22 protein-coding genes and 2 tRNA genes are annotated in these 22,287 nt (G+C 37.3%); 15 read left to right on the forward strand and 9 right to left on the reverse strand.

Annotated elements, in window-relative coordinates; genetic code table 11:
* Positions 1–17 precede the first annotated feature (17 nt).
* From G521_RS0107510 to sppA, 3 genes are all read right to left on the reverse strand, one after another.
* Complete coding sequence (locus tag G521_RS0107510) at positions 18–980, reverse strand: glycosyltransferase family 9 protein (protein WP_026897995.1); 963 nt, start codon at positions 978–980, stop codon at positions 18–20.
* Positions 981–1,025: 45 nt separating this feature from the next.
* Positions 1,026–2,717 carry a helix-hairpin-helix domain-containing protein gene (locus G521_RS0107515; protein ID WP_036678717.1) on the reverse strand — a complete coding sequence of 564 codons (1,692 nt, stop codon included), beginning with the start codon at positions 2,715–2,717 and terminating at the stop codon, positions 1,026–1,028.
* Between the two features lie 102 nt (positions 2,718–2,819).
* Positions 2,820–4,586 (reverse strand): signal peptide peptidase SppA, encoded by a 1,767-nt coding sequence (gene sppA, locus G521_RS0107520; RefSeq protein WP_026897997.1) that lies wholly within the window; start codon positions 4,584–4,586, stop codon positions 2,820–2,822.
* A gap of 88 nt (positions 4,587–4,674) precedes the next feature.
* Between sppA and folK the strand changes: the two genes are divergently transcribed.
* Complete coding sequence (gene folK, locus G521_RS0107525) at positions 4,675–5,157, forward strand: 2-amino-4-hydroxy-6-hydroxymethyldihydropteridine diphosphokinase (protein WP_026897998.1); 483 nt, start codon at positions 4,675–4,677, stop codon at positions 5,155–5,157.
* A 16-nt stretch (positions 5,158–5,173) separates the two neighbouring features.
* Positions 5,174–5,560, forward strand: a complete 387-nt coding sequence (locus G521_RS0107530) for an Hpt domain-containing protein (RefSeq protein WP_051189591.1) — start codon at positions 5,174–5,176, stop codon at positions 5,558–5,560.
* Here G521_RS0107530 and purS read toward each other — a convergent pair.
* The 3 genes from purS to rho form a co-directional block, all read right to left on the reverse strand.
* Positions 5,557–5,808, reverse strand: coding sequence for a phosphoribosylformylglycinamidine synthase subunit PurS (gene purS, locus G521_RS0107535; protein WP_026898000.1), 252 nt, complete (start codon positions 5,806–5,808; stop codon positions 5,557–5,559). The two genes, G521_RS0107530 and purS, sit on opposite strands and share 4 nt — an antisense overlap.
* Positions 5,805–6,500, reverse strand: a complete 696-nt coding sequence (gene pssA / locus G521_RS0107540; protein WP_026898001.1) for a CDP-diacylglycerol--serine O-phosphatidyltransferase — start codon at positions 6,498–6,500, stop codon at positions 5,805–5,807. The genes purS and pssA overlap by 4 nt, the downstream gene beginning before the upstream one ends.
* A 69-nt stretch (positions 6,501–6,569) precedes the next feature.
* Positions 6,570–8,231, reverse strand: a complete 1,662-nt coding sequence (rho, locus tag G521_RS0107545; protein WP_026898002.1) for a transcription termination factor Rho — start codon at positions 8,229–8,231, stop codon at positions 6,570–6,572.
* Between the two features lie 245 nt (positions 8,232–8,476).
* On the opposite strand from rho, the gene pyrF reads away from it, so the two are divergent.
* The 4 genes from pyrF (at position 8,477) to G521_RS0107565 (ending at position 11,868) form a co-directional block, all read left to right on the forward strand.
* Positions 8,477–9,310 carry an orotidine-5'-phosphate decarboxylase gene (gene pyrF / locus G521_RS0107550; protein WP_026898003.1) on the forward strand — a complete coding sequence of 278 codons (834 nt, stop codon included), beginning with the start codon at positions 8,477–8,479 and terminating at the stop codon, positions 9,308–9,310.
* Positions 9,311–9,358: 48 nt separating this feature from the next.
* Complete coding sequence (locus G521_RS16720) at positions 9,359–10,297, forward strand: DMT family transporter (RefSeq protein ID WP_051189593.1); 939 nt, start codon at positions 9,359–9,361, stop codon at positions 10,295–10,297.
* A gap of 68 nt (positions 10,298–10,365) precedes the next feature.
* Complete coding sequence (locus G521_RS0107560) at positions 10,366–11,646, forward strand: DUF2851 family protein (RefSeq protein WP_026898004.1); 1,281 nt, start codon at positions 10,366–10,368, stop codon at positions 11,644–11,646.
* Positions 11,647–11,652: 6 nt separating this feature from the next.
* A complete protein-coding gene (locus G521_RS0107565; RefSeq protein ID WP_026898005.1) occupies positions 11,653–11,868 on the forward strand; it encodes a PspC domain-containing protein in 216 nt (71 codons plus the stop codon).
* Positions 11,869–11,897: 29 nt separating this feature from the next.
* On the opposite strand, the gene G521_RS0107570 is transcribed toward G521_RS0107565, so the two are convergent.
* Positions 11,898–12,548, reverse strand: a complete 651-nt coding sequence (locus G521_RS0107570; RefSeq protein WP_026898006.1) for an ankyrin repeat domain-containing protein — start codon at positions 12,546–12,548, stop codon at positions 11,898–11,900.
* A 299-nt stretch (positions 12,549–12,847) separates the two neighbouring features.
* Between G521_RS0107570 and G521_RS0107575 the strand changes: the two genes are divergently transcribed.
* The 4 genes from G521_RS0107575 to G521_RS0107590 all read left to right on the forward strand — a co-directional run bounded on the left by G521_RS0107575 (position 12,848) and on the right by G521_RS0107590 (position 17,193).
* A complete protein-coding gene (locus G521_RS0107575; RefSeq protein WP_026898007.1) occupies positions 12,848–15,376 on the forward strand; it encodes an FtsK/SpoIIIE family DNA translocase in 2,529 nt (842 codons plus the stop codon).
* 18 nt (positions 15,377–15,394) lie between these two features.
* Positions 15,395–16,045: a LolA family protein gene (locus G521_RS0107580; RefSeq protein WP_026898008.1), complete on the forward strand. Its 651-nt coding sequence runs from the start codon at positions 15,395–15,397 to the stop codon at positions 16,043–16,045.
* A gap of 63 nt (positions 16,046–16,108) precedes the next feature.
* On the forward strand, positions 16,109–16,435 hold the full coding sequence (locus G521_RS0107585; RefSeq protein WP_245580847.1) for a hypothetical protein: 327 nt from the start codon (positions 16,109–16,111) through the stop codon (positions 16,433–16,435).
* Positions 16,432–17,193, forward strand: coding sequence for an MBL fold metallo-hydrolase (locus G521_RS0107590; RefSeq protein ID WP_026898010.1), 762 nt, complete (start codon positions 16,432–16,434; stop codon positions 17,191–17,193). The genes G521_RS0107585 and G521_RS0107590 overlap by 4 nt, the downstream gene beginning before the upstream one ends.
* A gap of 62 nt (positions 17,194–17,255) precedes the next feature.
* Here G521_RS0107590 and G521_RS0107595 read toward each other — a convergent pair.
* Positions 17,256–17,339 (reverse strand) — tRNA-Leu (locus tag G521_RS0107595).
* 23 nt (positions 17,340–17,362) lie between these two features.
* Positions 17,363–17,446: transfer RNA gene (locus tag G521_RS0107600), tRNA-Leu, on the reverse strand.
* Positions 17,447–17,566: 120 nt separating this feature from the next.
* Between G521_RS0107600 and G521_RS0107605 the strand changes: the two genes are divergently transcribed.
* From G521_RS0107605 to G521_RS0107625, 5 genes are all read left to right on the forward strand, one after another.
* Positions 17,567–18,007, forward strand: coding sequence for a DUF2147 domain-containing protein (locus tag G521_RS0107605; protein ID WP_036678720.1), 441 nt, complete (start codon positions 17,567–17,569; stop codon positions 18,005–18,007).
* Positions 18,004–19,038: a WD40/YVTN/BNR-like repeat-containing protein gene (locus G521_RS0107610; RefSeq protein WP_026898012.1), complete on the forward strand. Its 1,035-nt coding sequence runs from the start codon at positions 18,004–18,006 to the stop codon at positions 19,036–19,038. The genes G521_RS0107605 and G521_RS0107610 overlap by 4 nt, the downstream gene beginning before the upstream one ends.
* 274 nt (positions 19,039–19,312) lie before the next feature.
* Positions 19,313–19,690: a response regulator transcription factor gene (locus tag G521_RS0107615; protein WP_026898013.1), complete on the forward strand. Its 378-nt coding sequence runs from the start codon at positions 19,313–19,315 to the stop codon at positions 19,688–19,690.
* A gap of 15 nt (positions 19,691–19,705) precedes the next feature.
* Positions 19,706–20,851, forward strand: a complete 1,146-nt coding sequence (locus G521_RS0107620; protein WP_155975725.1) for a HEAT repeat domain-containing protein — start codon at positions 19,706–19,708, stop codon at positions 20,849–20,851.
* Positions 20,851–22,284: a glycosyltransferase family 2 protein gene (locus G521_RS0107625; RefSeq protein WP_026898015.1), complete on the forward strand. Its 1,434-nt coding sequence runs from the start codon at positions 20,851–20,853 to the stop codon at positions 22,282–22,284. The genes G521_RS0107620 and G521_RS0107625 overlap by 1 nt, the downstream gene beginning before the upstream one ends.
* Positions 22,285–22,287 lie beyond the last annotated feature (3 nt).

A 22,287-nucleotide genomic window follows, 5' to 3' on the forward strand; every position in this document is an offset into this window, starting at 1 on the left:
CGCGTTAAGCAAAAAAGTTAATTCCTAATTTTTAACCCGATTGAATTCAGGTCGATATTGTTCATGCATTTGAAATGTCCGCGGGGACATTTATCATAACCAATTTTAGAACAGGGGCGACAGGGCAGTCCTTTAACTTCAAAAAACGAAGAGTCATCCGCATTATAAGGATACATTCCGAATTCAGGAATTGTGTTTCCCCAAACCGAAATAATAGATTTATTAAATGCCGCGGCAATATGCATCAAACCCGTATCATGGGTTATAATTTTCTGCGATTGCTTTACCAGGAAAGCTGATTGGTCAATTGAAAATTTTCCGCAGGCATTGTAAACATGACTTCCTGCAAATCTGCAAATTTCTTCTGCCCGCATGGAGTCCTCAGGCCCACCCAATAATACAATCGGCGTAGTAATCAGCTTACAAAGTTCTATTAATTTTTGCTGAGGAAGCCTTTTAGTTGCATGCTGCGCACCAATAACCAGGCCTGTAAAATTTTGATGAGATGAAGGAAGCATATTTTTTAGATCATATTCTTCGGCAAGAAAATAATCTAAACCTTTTCCATCATTTTTAACACCTAAAAACTCAACAGTTTTTAAATAACGGTCAACAATATGGATTTGCGGGAGTTTGTTGAGATGTAAATTCACCATCATCCATTTCTCCAAATTCAGTTTATCAAAAGAAACGGAATGAACAGACATTCTGAATTTAATAATTCGGGTACGAAGATTATGATGAAGGTCAATTATATGATCAAAGTTTTCCGTTTTTAATTTCTCAATAGTAGATCCAAGAGAATTTTCGAGCAAGTGCAATTTATCTATATAGGGATTGCTCTCCAAAATTGGTTTGAAAGCTTTTTTAGTTAAATAATGTATTTCTGCATGTTTAAGCTGCTGTTTTAAACATCGTATAACCGGCGTGGTTAATACGATGTCGCCAATTGAACTAAAGCGAATAATGAGGATTTTCAATTATGATGGAATTAGTAAGAATTTTATGTCTGCGGTATTTCTTGTTTAGCCCTTATTAATTTGAGTTTTAAATCTTAGCTTCTCAAAATAATCGCTTATCTCAAATAGATTCATGCTATTTAAACAGTTTGATGCAGAAACTCCGCCCTTGCGTGCTGTAAAAATACCATATTTCATATCCAATAAACCTTCTTTTCTATGCGCATCCGGGTTAATGGAAAGCATTACACCTTTTGAAACGGCATATTGGTGCCATCTCCAATCCAGATCTAAACGCAATGGATTTGAGTTAATTTCTATCACTACCTTATTTGCGGCGCAGGCATCTATAACTTTTTTATGATCAATTGGATAACCGCTGCGGGTTAAAAGCATTCTTCCGGTAGGATGACCCAAAATAGTTGTATATGGATTTTCTATAGCGGTTATTAAACGCTGAGTCGCCTTTTCTTCGGGCATTTTTAAAATTGAATGTACAGAAGCAACTACGAAATCAAATGTTTTTAAAATATCATCGCTGTAATCCAGAGAGCCGTCGTAAAGAATATCAGACTCTATTCCTTTAAAAATTCTGAAAGGCGCTAGCTTTTTATTTAAAACATCAATCTCTCGGTGTTGCGCAGCTACCCGAATTTCGTTCAAACCCTTTGCATAAAATGCGGATTTGGAATGATCGCAGATTCCCAGATATTCCAGACCGAGATGATCCCTGCAAAACATCGACATTTCTTCCAGACTGTGAACTCCATCACTCCAGGTGCTATGATTGTGTAAGCTGCCTTTTAAATCAGATTCTTTAATTAGTACAGGAATTTGATGATTCTTAGCGGGCTGAATTTCGTTTCCGCCTTCCCGCATTTCGGGTTCAATAAATTGAAGAGAAGCCTTATTATAAATATCATGCTCAGTTTTGGAAGTAAGTAATTGTCCGGACAAGAGCTTTTCAACTTCTTCAACATGTTCAGTACTACCGGTTTTTCGGAATAGCTGTTCAGCAAAATCTTCCGGCAGGCAGAAATTAATTAAAACCCGAATTCCTTCTTCGTTTTCTGCTTCAATTGAAGTATTAGCTGTCGAAATTATTTTTAATCCGGTGTTGGCTATCGCGATAGCTTTTTCTTCAGAAAACTCAAGTCCGCAAAGGATATCCAGGTTATCAATAATTTCACATTTACGGCGGTAAGGACCGGTAAAACTAATCAGATCTGTTTTTAAAATATTCTGAATGTCCTCAATCAGTTTCTCAGCAAAATTTTCTATTCCTGCATAGAGAAACCGTCCGCTGCTGGCCATCTTAAATTCGATTACCTTTTTGATTTCTTCCTGAGTTTTTAATCCAAATCCTTTGGCTTCAATCAGGCGATTTTCATTGCAGGCATAATACAGCTCGCCGGTATTTTCTATTCCAAGGTCTTTCCACAACACAGCTATTTTTTTGGGGCCGATACCTTTAATCTGGAGCATATCTACAACCCCAATTGGAGTTTGCCGGAGCAGATTTTCCATGTCCTTAATTTCATTGGTATGGATCAGTTCATAAACTTTTGAAGCAGTACTTTTGCCAAGGCCTTCAATTTCTTCCATTTCTTTCAGACTTTTACCCGAAACAGGGAAGGGAAGTTTATCAACTTTGAAAGCTGCATTTGCCATTGACTTGATTTTAAATGGGTTTTCGTTATGAAGTTCCATCAGCTGGCTCAGCAGCCGCAAGGTTCTGGCTATAGTTTTATTTTCCATGGTATAATCTGTTCAAAAGTAAAAAACCCTTCAATAGTTTGAAGGGTTTTTATAGATAAAGAATAAAGAGTATTTGAATGATTTTAAACTTCCAATCTCAGATTACTTAACCGTAATGTTATAAGGCAATCGTGCCTGGATGCCCGAAATACTCAATGCTTGTTTAGCTTGCTGGTAGAAAATAAAATTGTCACCCAATTCGCGTTTTGCAAAATAGGTTCTTACTTTATCACCCGATTGATCAAATAAAGACTGAAACGGATCTATCTGGCTTGGGTACTCCACAATTCTGTATTTTTCTAATCCTGCTTTCTTAGCGGCAGAATTAATTGCATCGTTAATATTTCCTAAGCGGTCAACCAGTCCGTTCTTAAGTGCCTCGGTCCCGCTCCAAACTCTACCCTGACCAATACTGTCAATATAGGATTGAGATTTTTTACGTCCGGTAGCCACTTTCTGTGTAAACGTGCTGTAAATATGATTCACCTCATTTTGTATGATCATTCGCTCTACATCTGTTAATGGCCTGCTTACTGTTCCCAGATCAGCGAATTTTCCTGTTTTCACACCGTCGAAAGTAATTCCGAGTTTGTTGTTAAAGAATTTTTGCATGTTCGGAATAATTCCGAACACACCTATAGAACCGGTAATTGTATTGGGTTGAGCAAAAATTGAATCTGCGGCACAGGCAATATAATATCCACCCGAAGCGGCTACATCCCCCATAGAAACGATAACAGGTTTTACTTTTTTAGTCAGAATTACTTCACGCCAAATAACATCTGAAGCCAGGGCGCTTCCGCCCGGAGAATTTACACGTAATACAACCGCTTTTACTTTTTTATCTGTTCTGGCCTTACGTATCGCTCTCGAAATTCTTTCTGATCCAATGGTTTCATCGTTACCCTCTCCGCTGATTATTTCACCCGATGCATACACAATAGCAATTCTGCTATCTGATGGACCTTTATCTTTATCATTGCCGGGATAATCAGCAATATTTACAGATTTTATATCTTTACTTTTCTCGATTCCGCTCAGTGATTTTAACTCATCTAAAACCTGGTCTTTGTATTTTAAGCCATCAACCATTTTGTAATTCAAAGCATCTCCGGCATTGCGGATCAGTGCGTTGTTAGCTATGGAAAAAAGTGAATCTTTCGGGATTTTTCTGCTGGCAGAAATTTGCGTTAAAAAATGATCGTACATTGATCCTAAAAAAGACTCAACCTGTTTACGGTTTGGATCACTCATTTTATCCAAAATAAAAGGCTCTACTGCACTTTTATACGTACCCACTTTTATAACCTGAGCCTCAATTTCTAACTTTTCAAGAGTTCCTTTAAAGAACATCATCTCAGAACTTAATCCCCGGAAATCAATCAAACCTTCAGGATTTAGGTAAATCTTATCTGCAACCGAAGCCAGATAATAAGCTCCCTGAGTATACACTTCGCCGTAGGCTATAATAAATTTCTTGCTTTTTTTAAATTCAATTAATGCGTTACGTATTTCTTCTGTAGTGGCAAATCCTGCCGGAATCATACTTACATCTATATAAATCCCTTTAATGTTGTCATTTTCCCGGGCGTCGCGGATGTTTGCCAGGATATCATTCAATCCCAGTGATTTTTTAGATTCAAATCCGATTAAATCGAAATTTGAAAACGGATTTTTGTCGGTTTGCTCCGTGATGGCATTGTTAAAACTTAAATGCATCACTGTATTGGATGCGATCTCCGCTTTTTTATCATCGCCGGCACTGGCCACGATGCCGGCAACCAGAATAGCAAGCAACAAAATGATTACAAAAAATGACAGGATAACACCTATCATGGAGGCAAAAACAAATTTGAAGAATTCTTTCATTATAGAGGTAAAAGGTTTATCTATGCAATAATACTAATATAGAGATTGATAAAATCGAATTTTGTTACATCGTGACTCTAAATAAACTATGGAACAGGTGTATTTATTACTGGGAAGTAACCTGGGCGACAGCAAGAAATATCTTTCAGACGCGGTTCAGATTTTAGAAAACAGAGTAGGGAAAGTTTTAAAACTTTCATCATTATATCAAACTGAATCCTGGGGCAAAACAAATCAGCCGGATTTTATCAATCAGGTAATTAGTCTGGAAACTAATTTAGAGCCCCGAAAGCTTTTGGAAGAAATTCTTAGTATAGAGAATGAACTGGGTAGAAAACGTGTAGAAAAGTGGGGTTCTCGTACTATTGATATTGATATTTTGTTTTTCGGGAACCGCATAGTGGAGGAGGAAGGCTTGATTATACCTCATCCTTTGTTGCATACCCGGCGATTTACTTTAATGCCACTTTGCCAATTAGAACCGGATTTAATTCATCCCGTTTTAGGAGATAGCGCAATTAATCTGTTACAAAAAATTGATGATAACCTCGAGGTAAAAAAACTACCTTAGCGCCAAAATTATTATTATGCCGGATAACAATGCCAACAATCTTACCGAATTCGAAATTGATTTATCCTATTTAAGCGATGTAGCTGGCGGAAGCAGCGAATTCATGATCGAGATGATTGATATGTTTCTGGATCAAACTCCCGAATATTTTGAAGAGATTGATCAGTCAATCAACGACCTGGACTGGTCTAACGTAGCTACTCTAGCCCATAAAATAAAACCAACTCTGGCATTTATGGGTGTTGATTTTGCCCGAATTGAAATGGCCGAATTAGAGCGGAAAGCTAAAAACTTAGATTCAGTTGAAACTATTCGTCCAATGTTTGATAATCTGATGAATCTTAGTAAAATCCTTTACATTAAGCTTGAAGAAGCCAAAAAAAGACTCTTAACCGAAGGCTAAACTGCTTTTAATTCAAAATGATAGCTTTCCATAATCAGGTTAGCCAGAAGATTTTTGCATGCTTCATCAACTTTTGCACTTGCAGCATTTTCATCAGCAGCATCAATCTCTAAGGTAATGTGTTTACCGATACGTACATTCTGAATTTCTCCCAAACCCAAATTTTTCATACTGCTTGTTACTGCTTTTCCCTGTGGATCTAATATTTCTTTAAGGGGCATTACAGTTATTTCTGCTTTGAATTTCATCTTGGTCTGAATTGAATTAGTGATAATAAAAAATATAAGAATATAATTATCGGTACGGCTGCAAATTTAAGAATTACCACTAAAAGTAAGCCTGAAATTATTAAAATATATCTGAACAGGTTATCCTTGAAATTTAAAGTCTTAAACTTTAGAGAGATAAGTGGAATTTCAGTTACTAAAAGTATACTCATACCCAGACTGAAAATAAACAGGAAGAAGGGGTTTAATATATAAGAGGATAAAAACCAGTTTCCATCTGACAATATAAAGGGAAGAGACCCAATTAAAATGGCATTGGCCGGTGTGGGAAGTCCGATGAAATTTTCAGATTGGCGCACATCCACATTAAATTTCGCAAGCCGCAATGCAGAGAATATTGCTATCAGGAAAGCCGAATAATTTAAATAATTGCTCAATTCACCTACCTGTGGAGATTGAAGGAATAACTGATAAATTATTACCGAAGGTAAAAAACCAAAACTGACCATATCTGCCAGTGAATCTAATTCTTTTCCTATTTCTGAATAGGCTTTCAGAACACGGGCCAGCATTCCATCTAAAAAATCAAACACCGCAGCAATCGCAATTGCATAACTGGCAAAGATCAGTTCGCCTTTAAAGGCATATACAACTCCCAAACATCCGCAAAAGAGATTTAAGCAAGTAATAAAATTCGGTATATGTCTTTTCATAAGCAGATTTGGGATCAAAAATAAACCAGCAAAGAATAAACGTAATGGTTACTCTTTGCTCTGTTTTCTTTACGAGTTCATTGAAATTAAAAACTCTTCATTAGTTCTGGTTCCACGCATTTGAGATTGCAGGAATTCCATTGATTCCTGTGAATTCATATCTGCTAAATGATTACGTAAAATCCAGATACGTTGTAAGGTATCCTTATCAAGTAATAAATCATCACGGCGGGTACTCGAAGCAGTAAGGTCAATTGCAGGGAATACGCGTTTATTAGATAATTTACGATCTAATTGTAATTCCATGTTACCGGTTCCCTTAAATTCTTCAAAGATCACCTCATCCATTTTAGAACCTGTTTCTGTTAAGGCGGTTGCTAAAATGGTTAATGAACCACCATCTTCAATGTTACGGGCTGCACCAAAAAAGCGTTTCGGTTTGTGTAAAGCATTAGCATCAACACCACCGGAAAGAATTTTGCCTGAAGCCGGGGCAACCGTATTGTAAGCACGGGCTAAACGGGTAATAGAGTCGAGAAGAATAACCACATCGTGGCCACATTCAACCATTCGTTTAGCTTTTTCAAGAACAATATTGGCAATTTTTACATGGCGCTCGGCCGGCTCATCAAATGTAGATGAAACAACTTCTGCACGTACGCTTCTCGCCATATCTGTAACCTCCTCAGGGCGCTCATCAATAAGCAATATAATGAGATAAACTTCCGGATGATTTTTAGCAATTGCATTCGCCACATCTTTTAAGAGCATCGTTTTACCAGTTTTGGGCTGGGCTACAATTAATCCACGCTGACCTTTACCTATTGGAGTAAACAGATCTATGATGCGGGTAGAGTGATTATTGGCATCCACAAAAAGATTTAATTTTTCTGTGGGAAACAAAGGCGTTAAAAATTCAAAAGGAACACGGTCACGAACATCAGCCGGCAGGCGGCCGTTAATAGCTTCAACCCGTACCAGCGGAAAATATTTTTCGCCTTCTTTTGGCGGACGTATACTTCCGCGAACGGTATCTCCGGTTTTGAGACCGAATAATTTTATTTGAGACTGGGAAACATAAATATCATCCGGAGAAGATAAATAATTGTAATCTGAGGAGCGTAAAAAACCATATCCGTCCGGCATGATTTCTAAGATCCCTTCGTTTACAATTACATTATCAAAATCCATGCTAATGGCTGTTTCCTGATTTCTGTTTGGCTGATTCGGATTACGGCGATCAAATTTGCGCTGCTCAGGCTGATTGTGAGTTTTTGCAGGAGCAGTTTTTGGTTGCGGATCAGCCGCCGGAGGATCAGCCGCAGGGGTTTCAGATTGTATATTTGCAGAAACCTGCTCCTGATTAGCAATTACAGGTTGTTCAATACTTACTTCTTCAGAAACTGAAGGTGAATCCGCCTGAATTTCATCCTCCTCATTAAAATCAAATAACCGTGTATTATCTAAAGGTACTTCCTGATGTTTTGCGTTCTCAGCTTTAGGTTTCAGGGTTCTCAAACGTTTGCGTGGTTTTTCTTCAACAGCAGATTTATCGGAAACTAAACCGTTTACAGAATTACCGTCAACAGAAGAAGAATCACTGTTCTTCTCTAAAATTTTACTGATCAGATCTTGTTTTCGTAACGTGTCGGTATCTGCAATACCGTGGTTTTGAGCAATCTCACGCAGCTCAGACACGAGCTTATCGTTCAATTTATTAATATCCAGCATTAAGTTTTTATGTTTTAGGATTTTTTGGTTTATAAGAATTTACCCTGAAGAATTACAATCAACAAATTTTCAATAATGTAAGAGCTAATCAAGAATTTTGTGTGATTTTCCCGAAATCAGGAGTAAACTGAGATAACGCCACAATTGTATACAATAAAATGAAATAAACAAAACTTTTATTTCTTTTTTTAAATTAACTATCTTCTTTATTTACTTTCGCACAATTTACAAAAGGATTGAGAAGAATGAACAGGCAGCAACTTATTGAACAGATTAAGAAAAAAAGATCCTTCTTATGCGTTGGTCTTGATACAGATATAACGTTGATTCCTGAATTTTTATTGGATACTCAAGATCCGGTTTATGAATTTAACAAGCAAATTATTGATGCCACGCAGGATTTATGTGTTGCTTATAAACCTAACAGCGCTTTTTATGAAAGTCGCGGCATAGCAGGCTGGCAAAGCTTGATTAAAACCTGGGAACATCTTCCTAAGCACTGCCTCAGTATTATAGATGCAAAAAGAGGGGATATCGGCAATACCTCTTCCATGTATGCAAAGGCTTTTTTTGATAAGCAATCTTCAGGAATGAGCTTTGATGCAATTACTATTGCACCCTATATGGGGAGTGATTCTGTGCTGCCGTTTCTATCTTTTCCTGATAAGTGGGTAATTCTTCTTGCGCTCACATCAAATGAGGGTGGTAAAGATTTTCAGTTATTATCGTCAAATGACCAGTCATTGTATCAATCGGTTATAGACAAAGCTCAGCAATGGGGAAATCCAGATAATTTAATGTTTGTAATTGGGGCAACACGCGGAGATTCTTTTGAAAAAGTTAGAGAACACGCACCGGATAATTTTTTACTCGTTCCCGGAATTGGAGCTCAGGGTGGAAATTTACAGGATGTTTGCCGTTATGGCCTTAATAAAGATTGCGGATTACTGGTGAATTCATCTCGTTCTATAATCTACGCATCAAAAGAGAGAGATTTTGCAGAAAAGGCCCGTGAGCAGGCTTTAATTATTCAGCAGGAAATGAGCATCGAGCTGGATAAGCTGGAAAACTTCAATTAATCTGAATAGACATTTAACCTGATTCAACATTGCTCTTCACACCTGATCATGCTTAAAAACCCCAATCTTAAACTTATAATAGCTGTAATCAGTATTGCTTTTTTTTGGGGAACTACTTTTTTGGGTATCAGAATAGGCGTAGAAACTATTCCACCAATTTTGGTTACCGGCTTACGTAACATACTGGCCGGTTCTATCTTATTGGGATTTCTGTTGATAAGCAGAAAATTTGAATGGATGACCTGGCCGCGTTTAAGAAGAAACCTGATTATCTCCTTTATGATGATCGTATTAGCGAATGGATTGACCACCTACGCAGAAGTTTACATATCCAGCGGACTGGCATCATTAATTTCAACTCTATCTCCTTTGTGTGTTTTGCTTTTAAATCTGGCATTTGGTCATGAAAAGCTTTCCTGGAAAATTATTTTGGGAGTTTTTTTAGGAATCTGCGGCATGTATTTAATTTATCAGAATAACATTGCAGATCTATTCAATCCGGAATACCGTTTGGGAATTATGGCCATTCTTTTTGCTGTTTTAATGTGGGCATCCGGCACCATTTTTACGAAAAAAAGTGCTATGCAACCTGGAAATATGTTTATGAACCTGTGCGTTCAAATGCTTTTTGCAGGAGTGTTCATGCTTTTATTGCAACTTGTTATTCAGCCCGATATTCATTCAGAGAGCTGGAGTTTAAGGAGCATTCTCGCTGTTATTTACCTGGCAATTTTCGGTTCATTAGTGGGTTATGTAGCCTATACATATGCACTATCTAAACTTCCATCAACCAAAGTTTCTATCATCACTTATATTAATGTAGTGGTAGCCCTCTCGCTCGGATGGCTTATTTTGGATGAAAAATTATCTGTTAAAATTATTATGGCAGCAGTATTAATTATCGGGGGGGTAGTGATCGCTAATTTGCGCAAAAGAATGCCCGTTGCTATTCCTACACAACCACCTTTGCCACCAATTATAGAATAAACAATTATCCGTTTCAAATTCTGAAGTTGCAGAAGGAAAACAAATGGTAAATTTTATTAAATTTAAGAATGCCCTTTCCCGAAGAGTTCCTGCATTATTTATGGAAATTCCGTTTGTTTGAACAGGGGCAGCTTCAAACCAGTTCGGGTGAAAGCCTGCAGATTTTTTCTCCTGGGATACATAATAAAGATTCCGGTCCTGATTTTGAAAATGCACGCATCAAAATCGGTGAGCATACCTGGGCCGGCAATGTTGAAATTCACCTGAAGTCATCCGATTGGGAACGCCACCATCATCAGTCAGACAAGGCGTATGAAAATGTCATTCTTCACGTCGTTTATCAATCCGACAGGCAAATCCTCAGGCAAGATCAAAGCAGAATTCCAGAATTGATATTAGAAGATTTAATTCCGGAAGGTGCCTGGTTTCGTTATCAGGAATTAATGATGAGTTTAAACTGGATTCCGTGCGAGAAATTAATTTCCTCATTAAATTTTGCTCATGTTGATTTCTGGCTTTCGCGGATGATAGTTGAACGGATGGAAAGTAAAAATGGCATGATAAAGCAACTTTTGCAGGAATTTAATGGAAGCTGGGATGATGCATTTTATATATGCATTGCCCGAAATTTTGGATTTAAAACTAATGCACTTCCTTTTGAGTTACTTGCCCGATCTATTAGTCAGCAAATACTAGCCAGACATAAGGACAATCTTTTTCAGATTGAGGCATTGTTATTTGGTCAGGCCGGCTTTCTGGAAGAGAAATTTAATGATGAATATCCGGCTCTTTTAAAAAAAGAATATCAATTTTTAAAAGCTAAATATTCATTAATAAGCGGTGATAAATTTATCTGGAAATATTTGAGATTAAGACCTCAGAATTTTCCCTGCATCCGCATTGCTCAGTTTGCAGCCCTGATCAGTAAATCGAGTTTTTTATTCTCAAAAATAATTGAAATAACTTCTGTTGATGAGCTGCGATGGCTGTTTTCTGATCTTAAAATAAATGATTATTGGCAAAACCATTACCGTTTTGATCAGCCTTCAGCCCGATCATCCAAAAAACTTGGCGAAGATTCAATAAATAATATTCTTATAAATTCAGTTGCTGTTTCTACATTTGCATTTAGTCAGCAAATGGGTTTACAGGCATATATGAATAATGCTTTGTCGCTGCTTGAGAAAATCCCGGGGGAAACAAATCAGGTTTTGAACCGTTTCAATTTACTGGGAGTAAAAGCGGATACCGCATTCAGGTCGCAAGCTTTAATGCATTTAAAAGCTTCCTATTGCGACCATAAAAAATGCTTACATTGTGGTATCGGAATCAAATTATTAAAACAATAAAAATAGATGTTACAGGATTTAATAACCTTTTTTGAAAAAAAATCTTTTGGTGTCTGTACTTATTTAGGTGAGCGTTTTAATATATCAATCTCAAAAATCCGCCTTTTTTTCATCTATTCTTCTTTTCTTGCGGTAGGTTTTCCGCTTGTGTTTTATTTTCTGGCAGCTTTTATTCTGGATATACGTAATTACGTTAAACGGATTAGGATCTGGGATTTTTAAAACTTCATTTTTAGGTGGTATTATTATTATTACTCAGATAAGATCTTTGCTATATCATGATACCCTTTGTCTGCGGCAAGGTCTGCAGGAGTTTTTCCGCCTTCCATTCTAACATTTACCAAAGCACCGGCTTCGAGCAATACAATTAACAACTCTATATTTCCGTTTTGCGCTGCAGAGTGAAGCGGAGTTACTCCGGACATTTGAGAAATATTAACTTTTGCACCCGCCTCCAACAGCATTTTAGCAATCATGGTATGATCTGATGCTACTGCAGAGTGCAGCGGATAAACGTTGTATCCATTTTTAGAAGGTAAATTGGGATCGGCCTCCTTTAATAGTAAATATCGGGTGATATCTTCGTTTCCAAAATAGGCAGCAAGTCCCAAAGGTGTAAAGCCATCTTCAGAAAAATCATTAACTATTGAGGGCTTTAAATAGATTAGATGTGCCACTTCATCAAATTTGCCTACCGCTGCCGCTTCAAATATGCTGATGTTTTTGACATACTTTAAAATAATCGATGAAATGTCAGGTTTCTTATAATAGCAGGAAAGCATTAAAGGCGATATTTGCTGGTTCGTATTTTCTGAAGCCAGCGAAGGATTTTTTTCTAAAAGATCATTTAAAGCCCTTGCGTTGCCAGATTCTATAAACTCTTCAAGTAAAGCTAAACTCATATTTATCTGCTATTGATCGGTCAATGTAGCCAAGATCAATGATACAAAAATAAATAAAAAATCCCGCCCTGAATATCAGGGCGGGAAACTTAAACAAACTCAACTTAAACCAAAACCTAATCTTAAATATCTTTTAACCCTGAAAAGGGTTTTGCAAACTGTATTTTTAATTTATATAACTGTAAGAGTTTAATAAAACATAAAGGTTTAATTTGCCTAGAAAAAAAATCAATACTTCTCCGGGAATATCCGAATATTAGAGATTACGTTATATTTGTCAGTACTAACATAAATTACGAATGCCTGTAAAAGGAAATCAGTTCAGAAACACCAATTCTTTTCGTCAAGAGACAAAATCTAAAGCTGCACCAAGGGAACGGGCTCCTAAAGAAAAAACAGAAATATTACCGCGATTTACTTTTAATGATGGCCGGCCGGTTAAAATTTTAGGCTTGTTTTTTCTTATAGTTTCTCTGTACTTTCTGGTGGCCTTTACTTCTTACCTGTTTACCTGGCAGGAAGATCAAAGCTATGTGATGGATTCAAATGGCGGTTGGGGTAATTTATGGAAAACTCAGCAGGAATTATTAGAGCTTGGTTTTAAGCAGCCCGTGGTCGAAAACTGGTTAGGTAAATTCGGCGCCCTGCTTTCTCACCAGTTTATTTATGAATGGTTCGGGGTTGCCAGTTTTCTTTTTATTGCCGTGTTTTTTATCATCGGCTATCGCATGCTTTTTAAGATTACAGTATTATCCATTAGTAAGACTTTAGGCTATTCTTTTTTCCTGATTCTGTTTATTTCACTAACATTCGCTTTTTTTCATGGATTTATTTCTGAATATCCTCATTTTCTGGAGGGAGAATTTGGATTCTGGAGTAACCGGCTTTTGCAGGCCCAGATCGGGAATGCCGGCATCGCCGGACTTCTGGCTTTCGCCGGATTAACAGCTTTGATAGTTGCGTATAATATCGATTTCAAAATCCCGGGAGGCAAAAAAGAACCTGTTTATACTATACCGGAAACTCCTGAGGAAATTAAATTGGAAGATGAAGTTCGATATGAGCCTGTGGAATTTAACCTGAATAAAAACGCGAACGATGCGAATAAGAAATTAAAACAGGATCTTCCAGTAAAAGAAACTGTATATGAAGAAGAACCCGAAGTTCATGTTCCGCTAACTTTAAGTCCTTCCAAAAACATTCCTATGGAAACTGCTGCTCTGGTAGCAGAGGAGATAAAAGCTGATCCGGAATTAACTATAGAAAAGACCGAGGAAGAGAAAAAAGCAAATGAACTGGTAGAACAATTTGGAATGTACGATCCAACACTTGATCTGTCGACTTACAAATATCCTCCGTTGGATCTCCTGGAAAACTATGGCTCCAATAAAATTTCAGTAAATGCAGAAGAATTAGAAGCTAATAAAAACAAGATTGTTGAAACCCTTAATCATTACAACATTGAGATTGATAAGATCAAAGCGACCATTGGGCCGACAGTAACGCTATATGAAATTATTCCAGCACCGGGGGTGAGGATTTCTAAAATTAAAAATCTGGAGGATGATATAGCATTAAGTCTTGCAGCCCTGGGAATCCGGATTATTGCACCCATGCCGGGTAAAGGAACGATAGGAATTGAAGTTCCCAATCAGCATCCCGAGATGGTATCTATGCGCTCAGTTTTGGCCACCGAAAAATTTCAGAATACCACGATGGATCTTCCCATCGCATTGGGAAAAACCATTTCGAATGAAGTTTATATTGCAGATTTAGCTAAGATGCCTCACCTGCTGGTTGCGGGTGCCACCGGGCAGGGTAAATCTGTAGGAATAAATGCCATTCTGGTTTCTCTACTTTATAAAAAACATCCTTCACAATTGAAATTTGTTCTGGTAGATCCTAAAAAGGTAGAATTAACTCTATTCCGTAAAATTGAGCGGCATTTTCTGGCCAAGCTTCCGGGCGAAGCAGATGCAATTATAACCGATACAAAAAAAGTAATTGCTACTTTAAATTCCCTATGTATAGAAATGGATCAGCGTTATGACTTATTGAAAGATGGTCAGGTTCGGAATCTGAAAGAGTATAACCAGAAATTTATCAACAGAAAACTAAACCCCAATGATGGTCATCGTTTTCTTCCGTTTATCGTACTGGTTATTGATGAATTCGCAGATTTAATGATGACAGCGGGCAAAGAGGTTGAAGCGCCGATTGCCCGTATTGCCCAATTGGCAAGGGCTGTAGGAATTCACCTGGTTATTGCAACCCAGCGTCCTTCTGTTAATATTATTACAGGTACAATAAAAGCCAATTTCCCGGCAAGGCTTGCTTTCAGAGTATTATCCAAGATTGACTCAAGGACGATTCTTGATTCCGGAGGTGCGGACCAGCTGATAGGCAGGGGAGATATGCTCTTATCCACTGGAAGTGACCTGATAAGGATACAATGCGCCTTTGTAGATACTCCGGAAGTTGAACGGATTTCTGATTTTATAGGTGCACAGCGTGGATATCCATCGGCCTGGATGCTGCCTGAATATATTGATGAGAATGCTGAATCATCCTCGAAAGATTTTGATGCGGATGACCGTGACTCACATTTTGAAGAAGCAGCCCGACTTATTGTAATGCATCAGCAGGGTTCAACTTCTTTAATTCAGCGCAAGCTTAAGTTGGGTTATAACCGTGCCGGAAGAATAATAGATCAGCTGGAAGCAGCAGGTATTGTTGGTCCGTTTGAAGGAAGTAAAGCAAGAGCGGTATTAATTCCGGATGAATATTCTTTGGAACAGTTCTTGGATACTTTGGATAAAAAGGATTAATACATTTATCAAAATAAGATGAGAAAAATAATTTTTATGGCTTTTGTTCTGCTTGGTACCTCATTATGCGCCACGGCACAATCGGATCCGAGAGCTAAAGCTATTTTAGCTCAGGTAAGCAAAAAATATCGCTCATATGATGCTATAAAATCAGAATTTACCTACACATTGGATAATCCTCAGGCAAAAATCAAACAAAGTCAGTCGGGTATTTTATATGTGCGTTCAAAGACAAATAAGTATAAAGTTATTTTAAAGGAACAGGAACTGATTAGTGACGGCAAAAATCAGTGGACGTATTTAAAGGCAGATAAAGAGGTACAATTGAGCGGAGTTGATTTAAGCTCGGATGCTTTAAATCCCGCAAAGATTTTTACCATTTATGAGAAGGGCTTCAAATATCTTTACACTGGTGAAACTAAAGCCAATAACCGGGTTTACCAGAATATAGATTTAACTCCTGTGGATGGTAAGGGAACTTTTTTTAAAGTTCGTTTAAAAATAGATAAGCTTAATAAACAAATTGTAAACGCACTTATTTTTGACAAAAACGGTAATAAGTATACATATGCAATCAAAAGTTTTACCCCGAATGTGAAAATTTCTGATTCTGTATTTTCATTCGATGTAAAGAAATATCCCGGTGTTGAACTGGTAGATTTAAGATAAATTTTTAAATTATTTTAAAAAGGCGGAAGGTTTAATCATCTTCCGCCTTTTTATTTTAACCGAATGTTCAATCGGTTAGGCTTTGAAAATATTTTAAGTATTTTTGATTCAATGGCTATATCAAATACCCAATCTACCTTAGATAAATTAGAATTATTACTTAACGCATTGAACTACAAAGTACGTTATGAGAAAGGTAATTTTAAAACAGGTGCATGTGTCCTTGAAAAAAGCAGGATAATTGTTGTGAATAAATTTTCTAATCTCGAGAGCAAAATTCTCTCATTATCTAAACTGCTGCGAGAATTGCCTGCGGTAGATGATTCGGAGCTTTCAGAAAATCAAAAAACATTTCTTTATCAACTCAAACAAACAAAATTAGAATTTTGAAGGTCACATTTTTAGGAACAGGAACCTCACAGGGCATCCCCGTAATTGCCTGCGATTGCCGGGTTTGCTCCTCAGCAGATTATCGGGATAAGCGACTTCGGGTTTCAGTTTTATTAGAAGTGGAGGGGAAAGTTATTGTAATAGATTCCGGCCCTGATTTCCGGTATCAGATGCTAAGGGCGGGTGTCAAACACCTGGATGCAATTGTGTTTACTCATGAGCATAAAGATCACGTTGCCGGAATGGATGATATTCGGGCGTTTAATTTTAAGCAACAAACAGAGATAGAGGTTTACGCCCATCCAAGGGTACAGGAAGCTTTAAAAAAAGAATTTTCTTACATCTTTTCATCTTTAAAATATCCCGGAATCCCGAGGATTAATATGCATACAATTGAAAATAATTCATTTCAAGTATGCGGAGTTCCTTTCTTACCTGTAGAAGTGATGCACTTTCAGCTTCCCGTATTCGGTTTCAGAATTGGCGATTTTACATATATAACCGATGCTAAAACGATTACCGATCAAGAGAAAGAAAAGATCAGGGGAACCAGAATTTTGGTAATTAATGCTTTGCAGCGGGAAAAGCACATTTCACATTTAACACTTGATGAGGCAATTAAACTGGCTGAAGAAATTGGTGCAAATGAAACTTATTTTACCCACATGAGCCACCGCTTGGGAACGCATTCCGAAATATCAGCAATGCTTCCGCAGGGAATTTTCCTTGCGTATGATGGATTGGTTTTAGAAGCCTGAGATAAGAATGGATACAGATTGAAGGGTAAGTTGAAAAGAATTTTCCTTACTTAATTAAAAAGTGCCCGGGAGCAGATTCGAACTGCCACGCCCTTTCGAGCGCCACCCCCTCAAAGTGGTGCGTCTGCCAATTTCGCCACCCGGGCTTTTTATTCTTTTTAACTTACCGTGCCCGAAGAGAGACTCGAACTCTCAAGGATATAACTCCAACGGCTTCTGAGACCGCAACGTTTACCAATTTCGCCATCCGGGCATTTTTTCGAACTGCAAATATAAAATCTTAGGCCGTATATTATCATTCAATTATTAATTATCGTATAATTTTGGCATTATCAATATATAAGATAAATTTAAGTCCTTTATTAAGAACTAGATGATAGCTAAAAAAATAATTGTTTTAATATTTATTTCGTTGTTCACGATACCTGCTTTTTCCCAAAGCTCTGATGCTATAATGGGTAAATGGTTAAATTCTTCGGGAGAAGGCCAAACGATGATCTATAAAAAAGGTAGTTTCTACTACGGTAAACTGGTCTGGCTCAAAAATCCGAATGATGAAGAAGGGAAACCTAAAATGGATAGTAAAAATCCGGTAGCGTCTTTAAAAACCAAACCGTTACTGGGATTGGAAATTCTTAAAAAATTCAAATATACCGATGAAGGAGTATGGGAAAACGGATCAATTTATGATCCAAAGACCGGCAAAACCTATAGTTGTAAACTAAGCATGGTTAGCAGCGATAAGCTGGATGTAAGAGGATATGTCGGCTTTTCTTTATTGGGAAGAACAGAAACCTGGACCCGTGTTCGATGAAGAAAATAACATTTGCAAGTTTTTTGGTTCAGGTATTAATTTTCAGCACTGTAAGTGCTCAGGAAATCACTTTAATAGATTCCGGAAAAAATAGCAGTATCAGAGGTTTATCAATTGTTGATGATTCTGTAGCATGGATTAGTGGCAGCAACGGCTACACAGCCCTGAGCACTAATTCGGGTAAAACCTGGAAATGGAATCAGCATCCTAAATACAACAAGCTTGATTTTAGAGATATTGAAGCTTTCTCTTCCCGGGAGGCCATTATTGTTAGTGCAGGTACGCCGGCAGTCATACTGAAAACTGCAGACGGAGGTATAACCTGGAAAGAAGTTTATTTTAATGATTCTCCCGAGATCTTTTTAGATGGTATGGATTTCTGGACTAAGGACCATGGGATTGTTTATGGAGATCCTATTAATGGAAAAATTCAGCTTCTGGAAACCAGGGATGCAGGCATTACCTGGAAAAATATCAGCAATAATATAAAAATTCCGCTGGCCGAAGGGGAAGCAAGTTTTGCAGCCAGTGGAACTACCATTCGCACCGGCAAAAAAGGAAAGGTGTGGATAGCTACCGGCGGAATGAAATCAAGAGTTTTCCATTCTAAAAATTTCGGGAAAACCTGGAAAGCATTTGAATGCCCCATTATCCAGGGAAATAATTCATCAGGACCTTTTTCTATTGCTGTAAATTCCAAAAATATGGTTGCTGTTGGAGGCGATTACCTGATTGATACTTTAAGAACTAACAATATGCTTCTCAGTGGTGATGCCGGTAAAACCTGGGCAACACCTCAGATTTCTCCTTTTGGTTACCGTTCGGCTGTAGAATATATCACGCAAAATATATTGGTATCCACAGGTCCTACCGGGACGGATATTTCTATTGATGGAGGTAAGACATGGAAAAATATATCGCCGCAAGGATTTAATACGGTCAGAAAAGCTAAAAATGGTAAAATGATTTTATTAACCGGTTCAAAAGGCAAAATCGCTAAACTTTATTTACCTGATGTTTTGAAAGATTAGCATCTTCAAGAGAAATTTCAAATATAAATATTTTTAAATAATAGGAAATATTCAAAGCTCATAAGTGCTCATTAGCGCTCAATGACATAAAATACGCTTCTTGCTTTCTGTAAAATTAAGCTAATTACATATCAGATATTTAATTTAAATATTATCTTTCCTAAACCTTAAATTTGCTCAGGTACGTATAAGACTAAACGCTGATGCAATCTGACTCAGATTTATCATCTTCTAATCCTTAATTGAAATTCTAAGATTGAATTGATTTATAAATATGATTTCCAAAATACTAATAGTTGAAGATGAAGTTTTAATGCTAAAAGCATTAGAGTTTCGCCTGCGTAAAGACGGATATGAAGTTCATACTGCTGCTGATGGGGCTGTTGCTTTAGATTTGATTCAGGCTCAGAGTTTTGATCTTATTATTACTGATATTATGCTCCCATTTGTGGGCGGCCTGGAAATAGTGAGTAAAGTAAAAGGTAACCCTCAAACCAAAGATACTCCGGTAATTATGCTTTCTGCAGTTGGATTAGAAAATATAGTGCTGGAAGCTTTTCAGCTGGGTGCAGATGATTTCATTACCAAACCCTTTAATTTAAGTGAACTAAGTATTCGTGTGCGGAAACATGTTAAACAACCTTCCATATAACACATTTCTAAAACAATGAACTCAATATACTCCGTTGTGGATTATTTAAGAGATTTGTTTACCACAAGACTTCCGTATTTTCCATCTAATATACGTTCGGCTTTAATAATTATCCTGTTTTGCGCCATTGTTTTCGCAGAGTTGTATATGTATATAGCTGTCAGAAGAATTAGGCAAAATGCGGCTAAAAGGAAAAAAGATAAGTGGAATGATACTATTTCAAATCTGCTTGCTAACATTATAATTTATGGTGATGATGATGATACTGAAACGATAATCAATCATTTTCTGCCCCAATTTAAAAAGCTTCCGCTTTACAGGCCATTTATAAAAAAAATGCTCACTAAGGAGTTGCTTGAATACCACGCCAATTTTATTGGCAAAACCGCCGATGTTTTAAGAGGATTATACCTTCGGTTAAATTTACACAAAGAAGCCATTGCAAAACTTAAAAGCAATTACTGGGAGAAAAAAATTGAAGGCATTCGCGAAATCACGCAAATGAATCTGAGAACGGAAGCAGAAAATATTCTGCAGTTTACAGACGAAGAAAACGGGCAACTGCGTATGGAAGCACAAGCAGCATTTGTGAAACTGAGTGATGATAACCCATTCCGGTTTTTAGATCGGGCCCGCGAAAGAATTTTAGACTGGCATCAGCTGGTTTTGTTCGAAGTAATTACCAAGACAAAAAACGTTCAGATTCCATTATTCTCAAAATGGCTTTCTTCTAAGAACGATTCGGTGGTTATGCTCTGCTTAAAACTGGTTAACCATTATCAGCAATGGGATGCCATACCGCTGATGGTTTTACTATTTAAACATGAAAATTTAAAAATCAGGGCCCGGGCTATAGAGAACATTGGCAAAATGGAAGCTGAAATGGTTGAAGAGAATTTGTTTGAAATGTATTTTAATCAGCCAATTGAAATTAAATTAAATGTAATCGAAGCATTGGGCCGTATTTCTTCAGGCAATTATCTTGATTTTTTAAAATCCAGAACTTACTCTGAAAACTTTAAAATCCGCATGGCTGCCTTGTATGCCATAAAATTGCACGGCCCTTCGGGCGAGGATTTATTATCAAAAATCTATCATGATTCTACATTTCAAAATAGATCAATTGTAGAACATGTATTAGACCAAAGGATTAAAAATTAATGAGCTTATATTACTTTTTCTTTGAGGAATTTTTAAATAATGCCATTTTCTACTATGCGCTTATTGTGATGTTTTCGTACATCTTTCTAACTTTTTTATCAGCAGTAGAAATGAAATCCTATCTGAGGAAAAACAGTTATGTAGATTATAAGGCCATTTTGGTTTCTCCGCATGCACCCTCAGTTTCTATTCTGGCTCCGGCATATAACGAAGAAGCATCTATTATTGATAATGTGCGTTCATTACTATCGCTTCATTACAGCAATTTTGAGGTGATTATTATTAACGATGGAAGTTCAGATAATTCAATGGCTGTGCTGATTGAACATTTTGGACTGGAAAAAGTAAAATTCGCTTTAAATGAACAGATCAAAACAAAACCTCTACGTGGAATTTACAAATCAAAAGATCCGGCATTCTCCCGTTTAACGGTAGTTGATAAAGATAATGGAGGCAAATCAGATGCTTTAAACATGGGTATTAATGTATCCGGCAAAGATCTCATTCTTTGTATTGATGTGGATTGTATTGTGGAACAGGATGCGATATTAAAAATGGTTAAACCATTTTTAGACGAGGGTAAAAGAGTGATAGCTACCGGTGGTGTGGTTAGAATTGCTAATTCATGCGAAGTTCGTGACGGCCGTTTAATTTCAGTAAATATGCCTGATAAAATTATTCCCCGCTTTCAGGTTTTAGAATATATCCGGGCTTTTTTAATGGGAAGAATGGCCTGGAGCCGCTTAAATGGCTTGTTGCTCATCTCCGGCGCAATGGGTCTTTTTGATAAAGAAATTGTGATTAAAGTAGGAGGGTACAACCACAATACCGTGGGAGAAGATATGGAACTGGTGGTTCGGATGCGCCGTTATATGCATGATCAGGATTTGCGTTACCGTGTGGTTTACACGCCCGATCCTCTTTGCTGGACTGAATCGCCTTCTAGCGCAACTATATTGGGCCGACAGCGGAATCGCTGGACACGCGGAACAATGGAAGTGTTATGGCTGCATAAGGATTTGTTCTTTAATCCCAGGTATGGCTTTCTCGGATTGCTGAGTTATCCGTACTGGTTCTTTTTTGAATGGTTAGCTCCAATACTTGAATTTGTAGGACTGTTTTGCTTTATTATAATGGCCATCATGGGATACATCAACTGGGAATTTTCTTTGATCCTGTTTTCCATGGTTTATTTTTTCGCCATTATGTTATCAACAATAGCGGTTCTATTCGAAGAAATGTCATATCAGCAATACACCAAAGGTTCAGATTTATTTAGATTGTTAGGAATGGCTGTTTTAGAACCTATAATATATCACCCGTTAACTGTGTACTGGGCAATTCGCGGAAATATTGACAAGCTGACCGGAAAAACATCATGGGGAACCATGACACGTACCGGATTTAAAACCAAGATCAAACAAGCTGCATAATAT

Origin of the sequence: Daejeonella oryzae DSM 19973 (genome assembly GCF_000422945.1) — a bacterium.
GTDB classification, from domain to species: domain Bacteria; phylum Bacteroidota; class Bacteroidia; order Sphingobacteriales; family Sphingobacteriaceae; genus Daejeonella; species Daejeonella oryzae.

Excerpts from the sequence above, each read along its gene's own strand:
- G521_RS0107580 (WP_026898008.1), top strand. The coding sequence starts at position 15,395 with ATGAGAAAAATAATTTTTATGGCTTTTGTTCTGCTTGGTACCTCATTA.
- G521_RS0107625 (WP_026898015.1), top strand. The coding sequence starts at position 20,851 with ATGAGCTTATATTACTTTTTCTTTGAGGAATTTTTAAATAATGCCATT.
- G521_RS0107605 (WP_036678720.1), top strand. The coding sequence starts at position 17,567 with ATGATAGCTAAAAAAATAATTGTTTTAATATTTATTTCGTTGTTCACG.
- rho (WP_026898002.1), bottom strand. The coding sequence starts at position 8,231 with ATGCTGGATATTAATAAATTGAACGATAAGCTCGTGTCTGAGCTGCGT.
- pssA (WP_026898001.1), bottom strand. The coding sequence starts at position 6,500 with ATGAAAAGACATATACCGAATTTTATTACTTGCTTAAATCTCTTTTGC.
- G521_RS0107515 (WP_036678717.1), bottom strand. The coding sequence starts at position 2,717 with ATGGAAAATAAAACTATAGCCAGAACCTTGCGGCTGCTGAGCCAGCTG.
- G521_RS0107565 (WP_026898005.1), top strand. The coding sequence starts at position 11,653 with ATGTTACAGGATTTAATAACCTTTTTTGAAAAAAAATCTTTTGGTGTC.
- G521_RS0107570 (WP_026898006.1), bottom strand. The coding sequence starts at position 12,548 with ATGAGTTTAGCTTTACTTGAAGAGTTTATAGAATCTGGCAACGCAAGG.
- sppA (WP_026897997.1), bottom strand. The coding sequence starts at position 4,586 with ATGAAAGAATTCTTCAAATTTGTTTTTGCCTCCATGATAGGTGTTATC.
- G521_RS0107560 (WP_026898004.1), top strand. The coding sequence starts at position 10,366 with ATGCCCTTTCCCGAAGAGTTCCTGCATTATTTATGGAAATTCCGTTTG.
- G521_RS0107530 (WP_051189591.1), top strand. The coding sequence starts at position 5,174 with ATGCCGGATAACAATGCCAACAATCTTACCGAATTCGAAATTGATTTA.
- G521_RS0107620 (WP_155975725.1), top strand. The coding sequence starts at position 19,706 with ATGAACTCAATATACTCCGTTGTGGATTATTTAAGAGATTTGTTTACC.
- pyrF (WP_026898003.1), top strand. The coding sequence starts at position 8,477 with ATGAACAGGCAGCAACTTATTGAACAGATTAAGAAAAAAAGATCCTTC.
- purS (WP_026898000.1), bottom strand. The coding sequence starts at position 5,808 with ATGAAATTCAAAGCAGAAATAACTGTAATGCCCCTTAAAGAAATATTA.
- G521_RS0107615 (WP_026898013.1), top strand. The coding sequence starts at position 19,313 with ATGATTTCCAAAATACTAATAGTTGAAGATGAAGTTTTAATGCTAAAA.
- G521_RS0107610 (WP_026898012.1), top strand. The coding sequence starts at position 18,004 with ATGAAGAAAATAACATTTGCAAGTTTTTTGGTTCAGGTATTAATTTTC.
- G521_RS0107585 (WP_245580847.1), top strand. The coding sequence starts at position 16,109 with ATGTTCAATCGGTTAGGCTTTGAAAATATTTTAAGTATTTTTGATTCA.
- G521_RS16720 (WP_051189593.1), top strand. The coding sequence starts at position 9,359 with ATGCTTAAAAACCCCAATCTTAAACTTATAATAGCTGTAATCAGTATT.
- G521_RS0107575 (WP_026898007.1), top strand. The coding sequence starts at position 12,848 with ATGCCTGTAAAAGGAAATCAGTTCAGAAACACCAATTCTTTTCGTCAA.
- folK (WP_026897998.1), top strand. The coding sequence starts at position 4,675 with ATGGAACAGGTGTATTTATTACTGGGAAGTAACCTGGGCGACAGCAAG.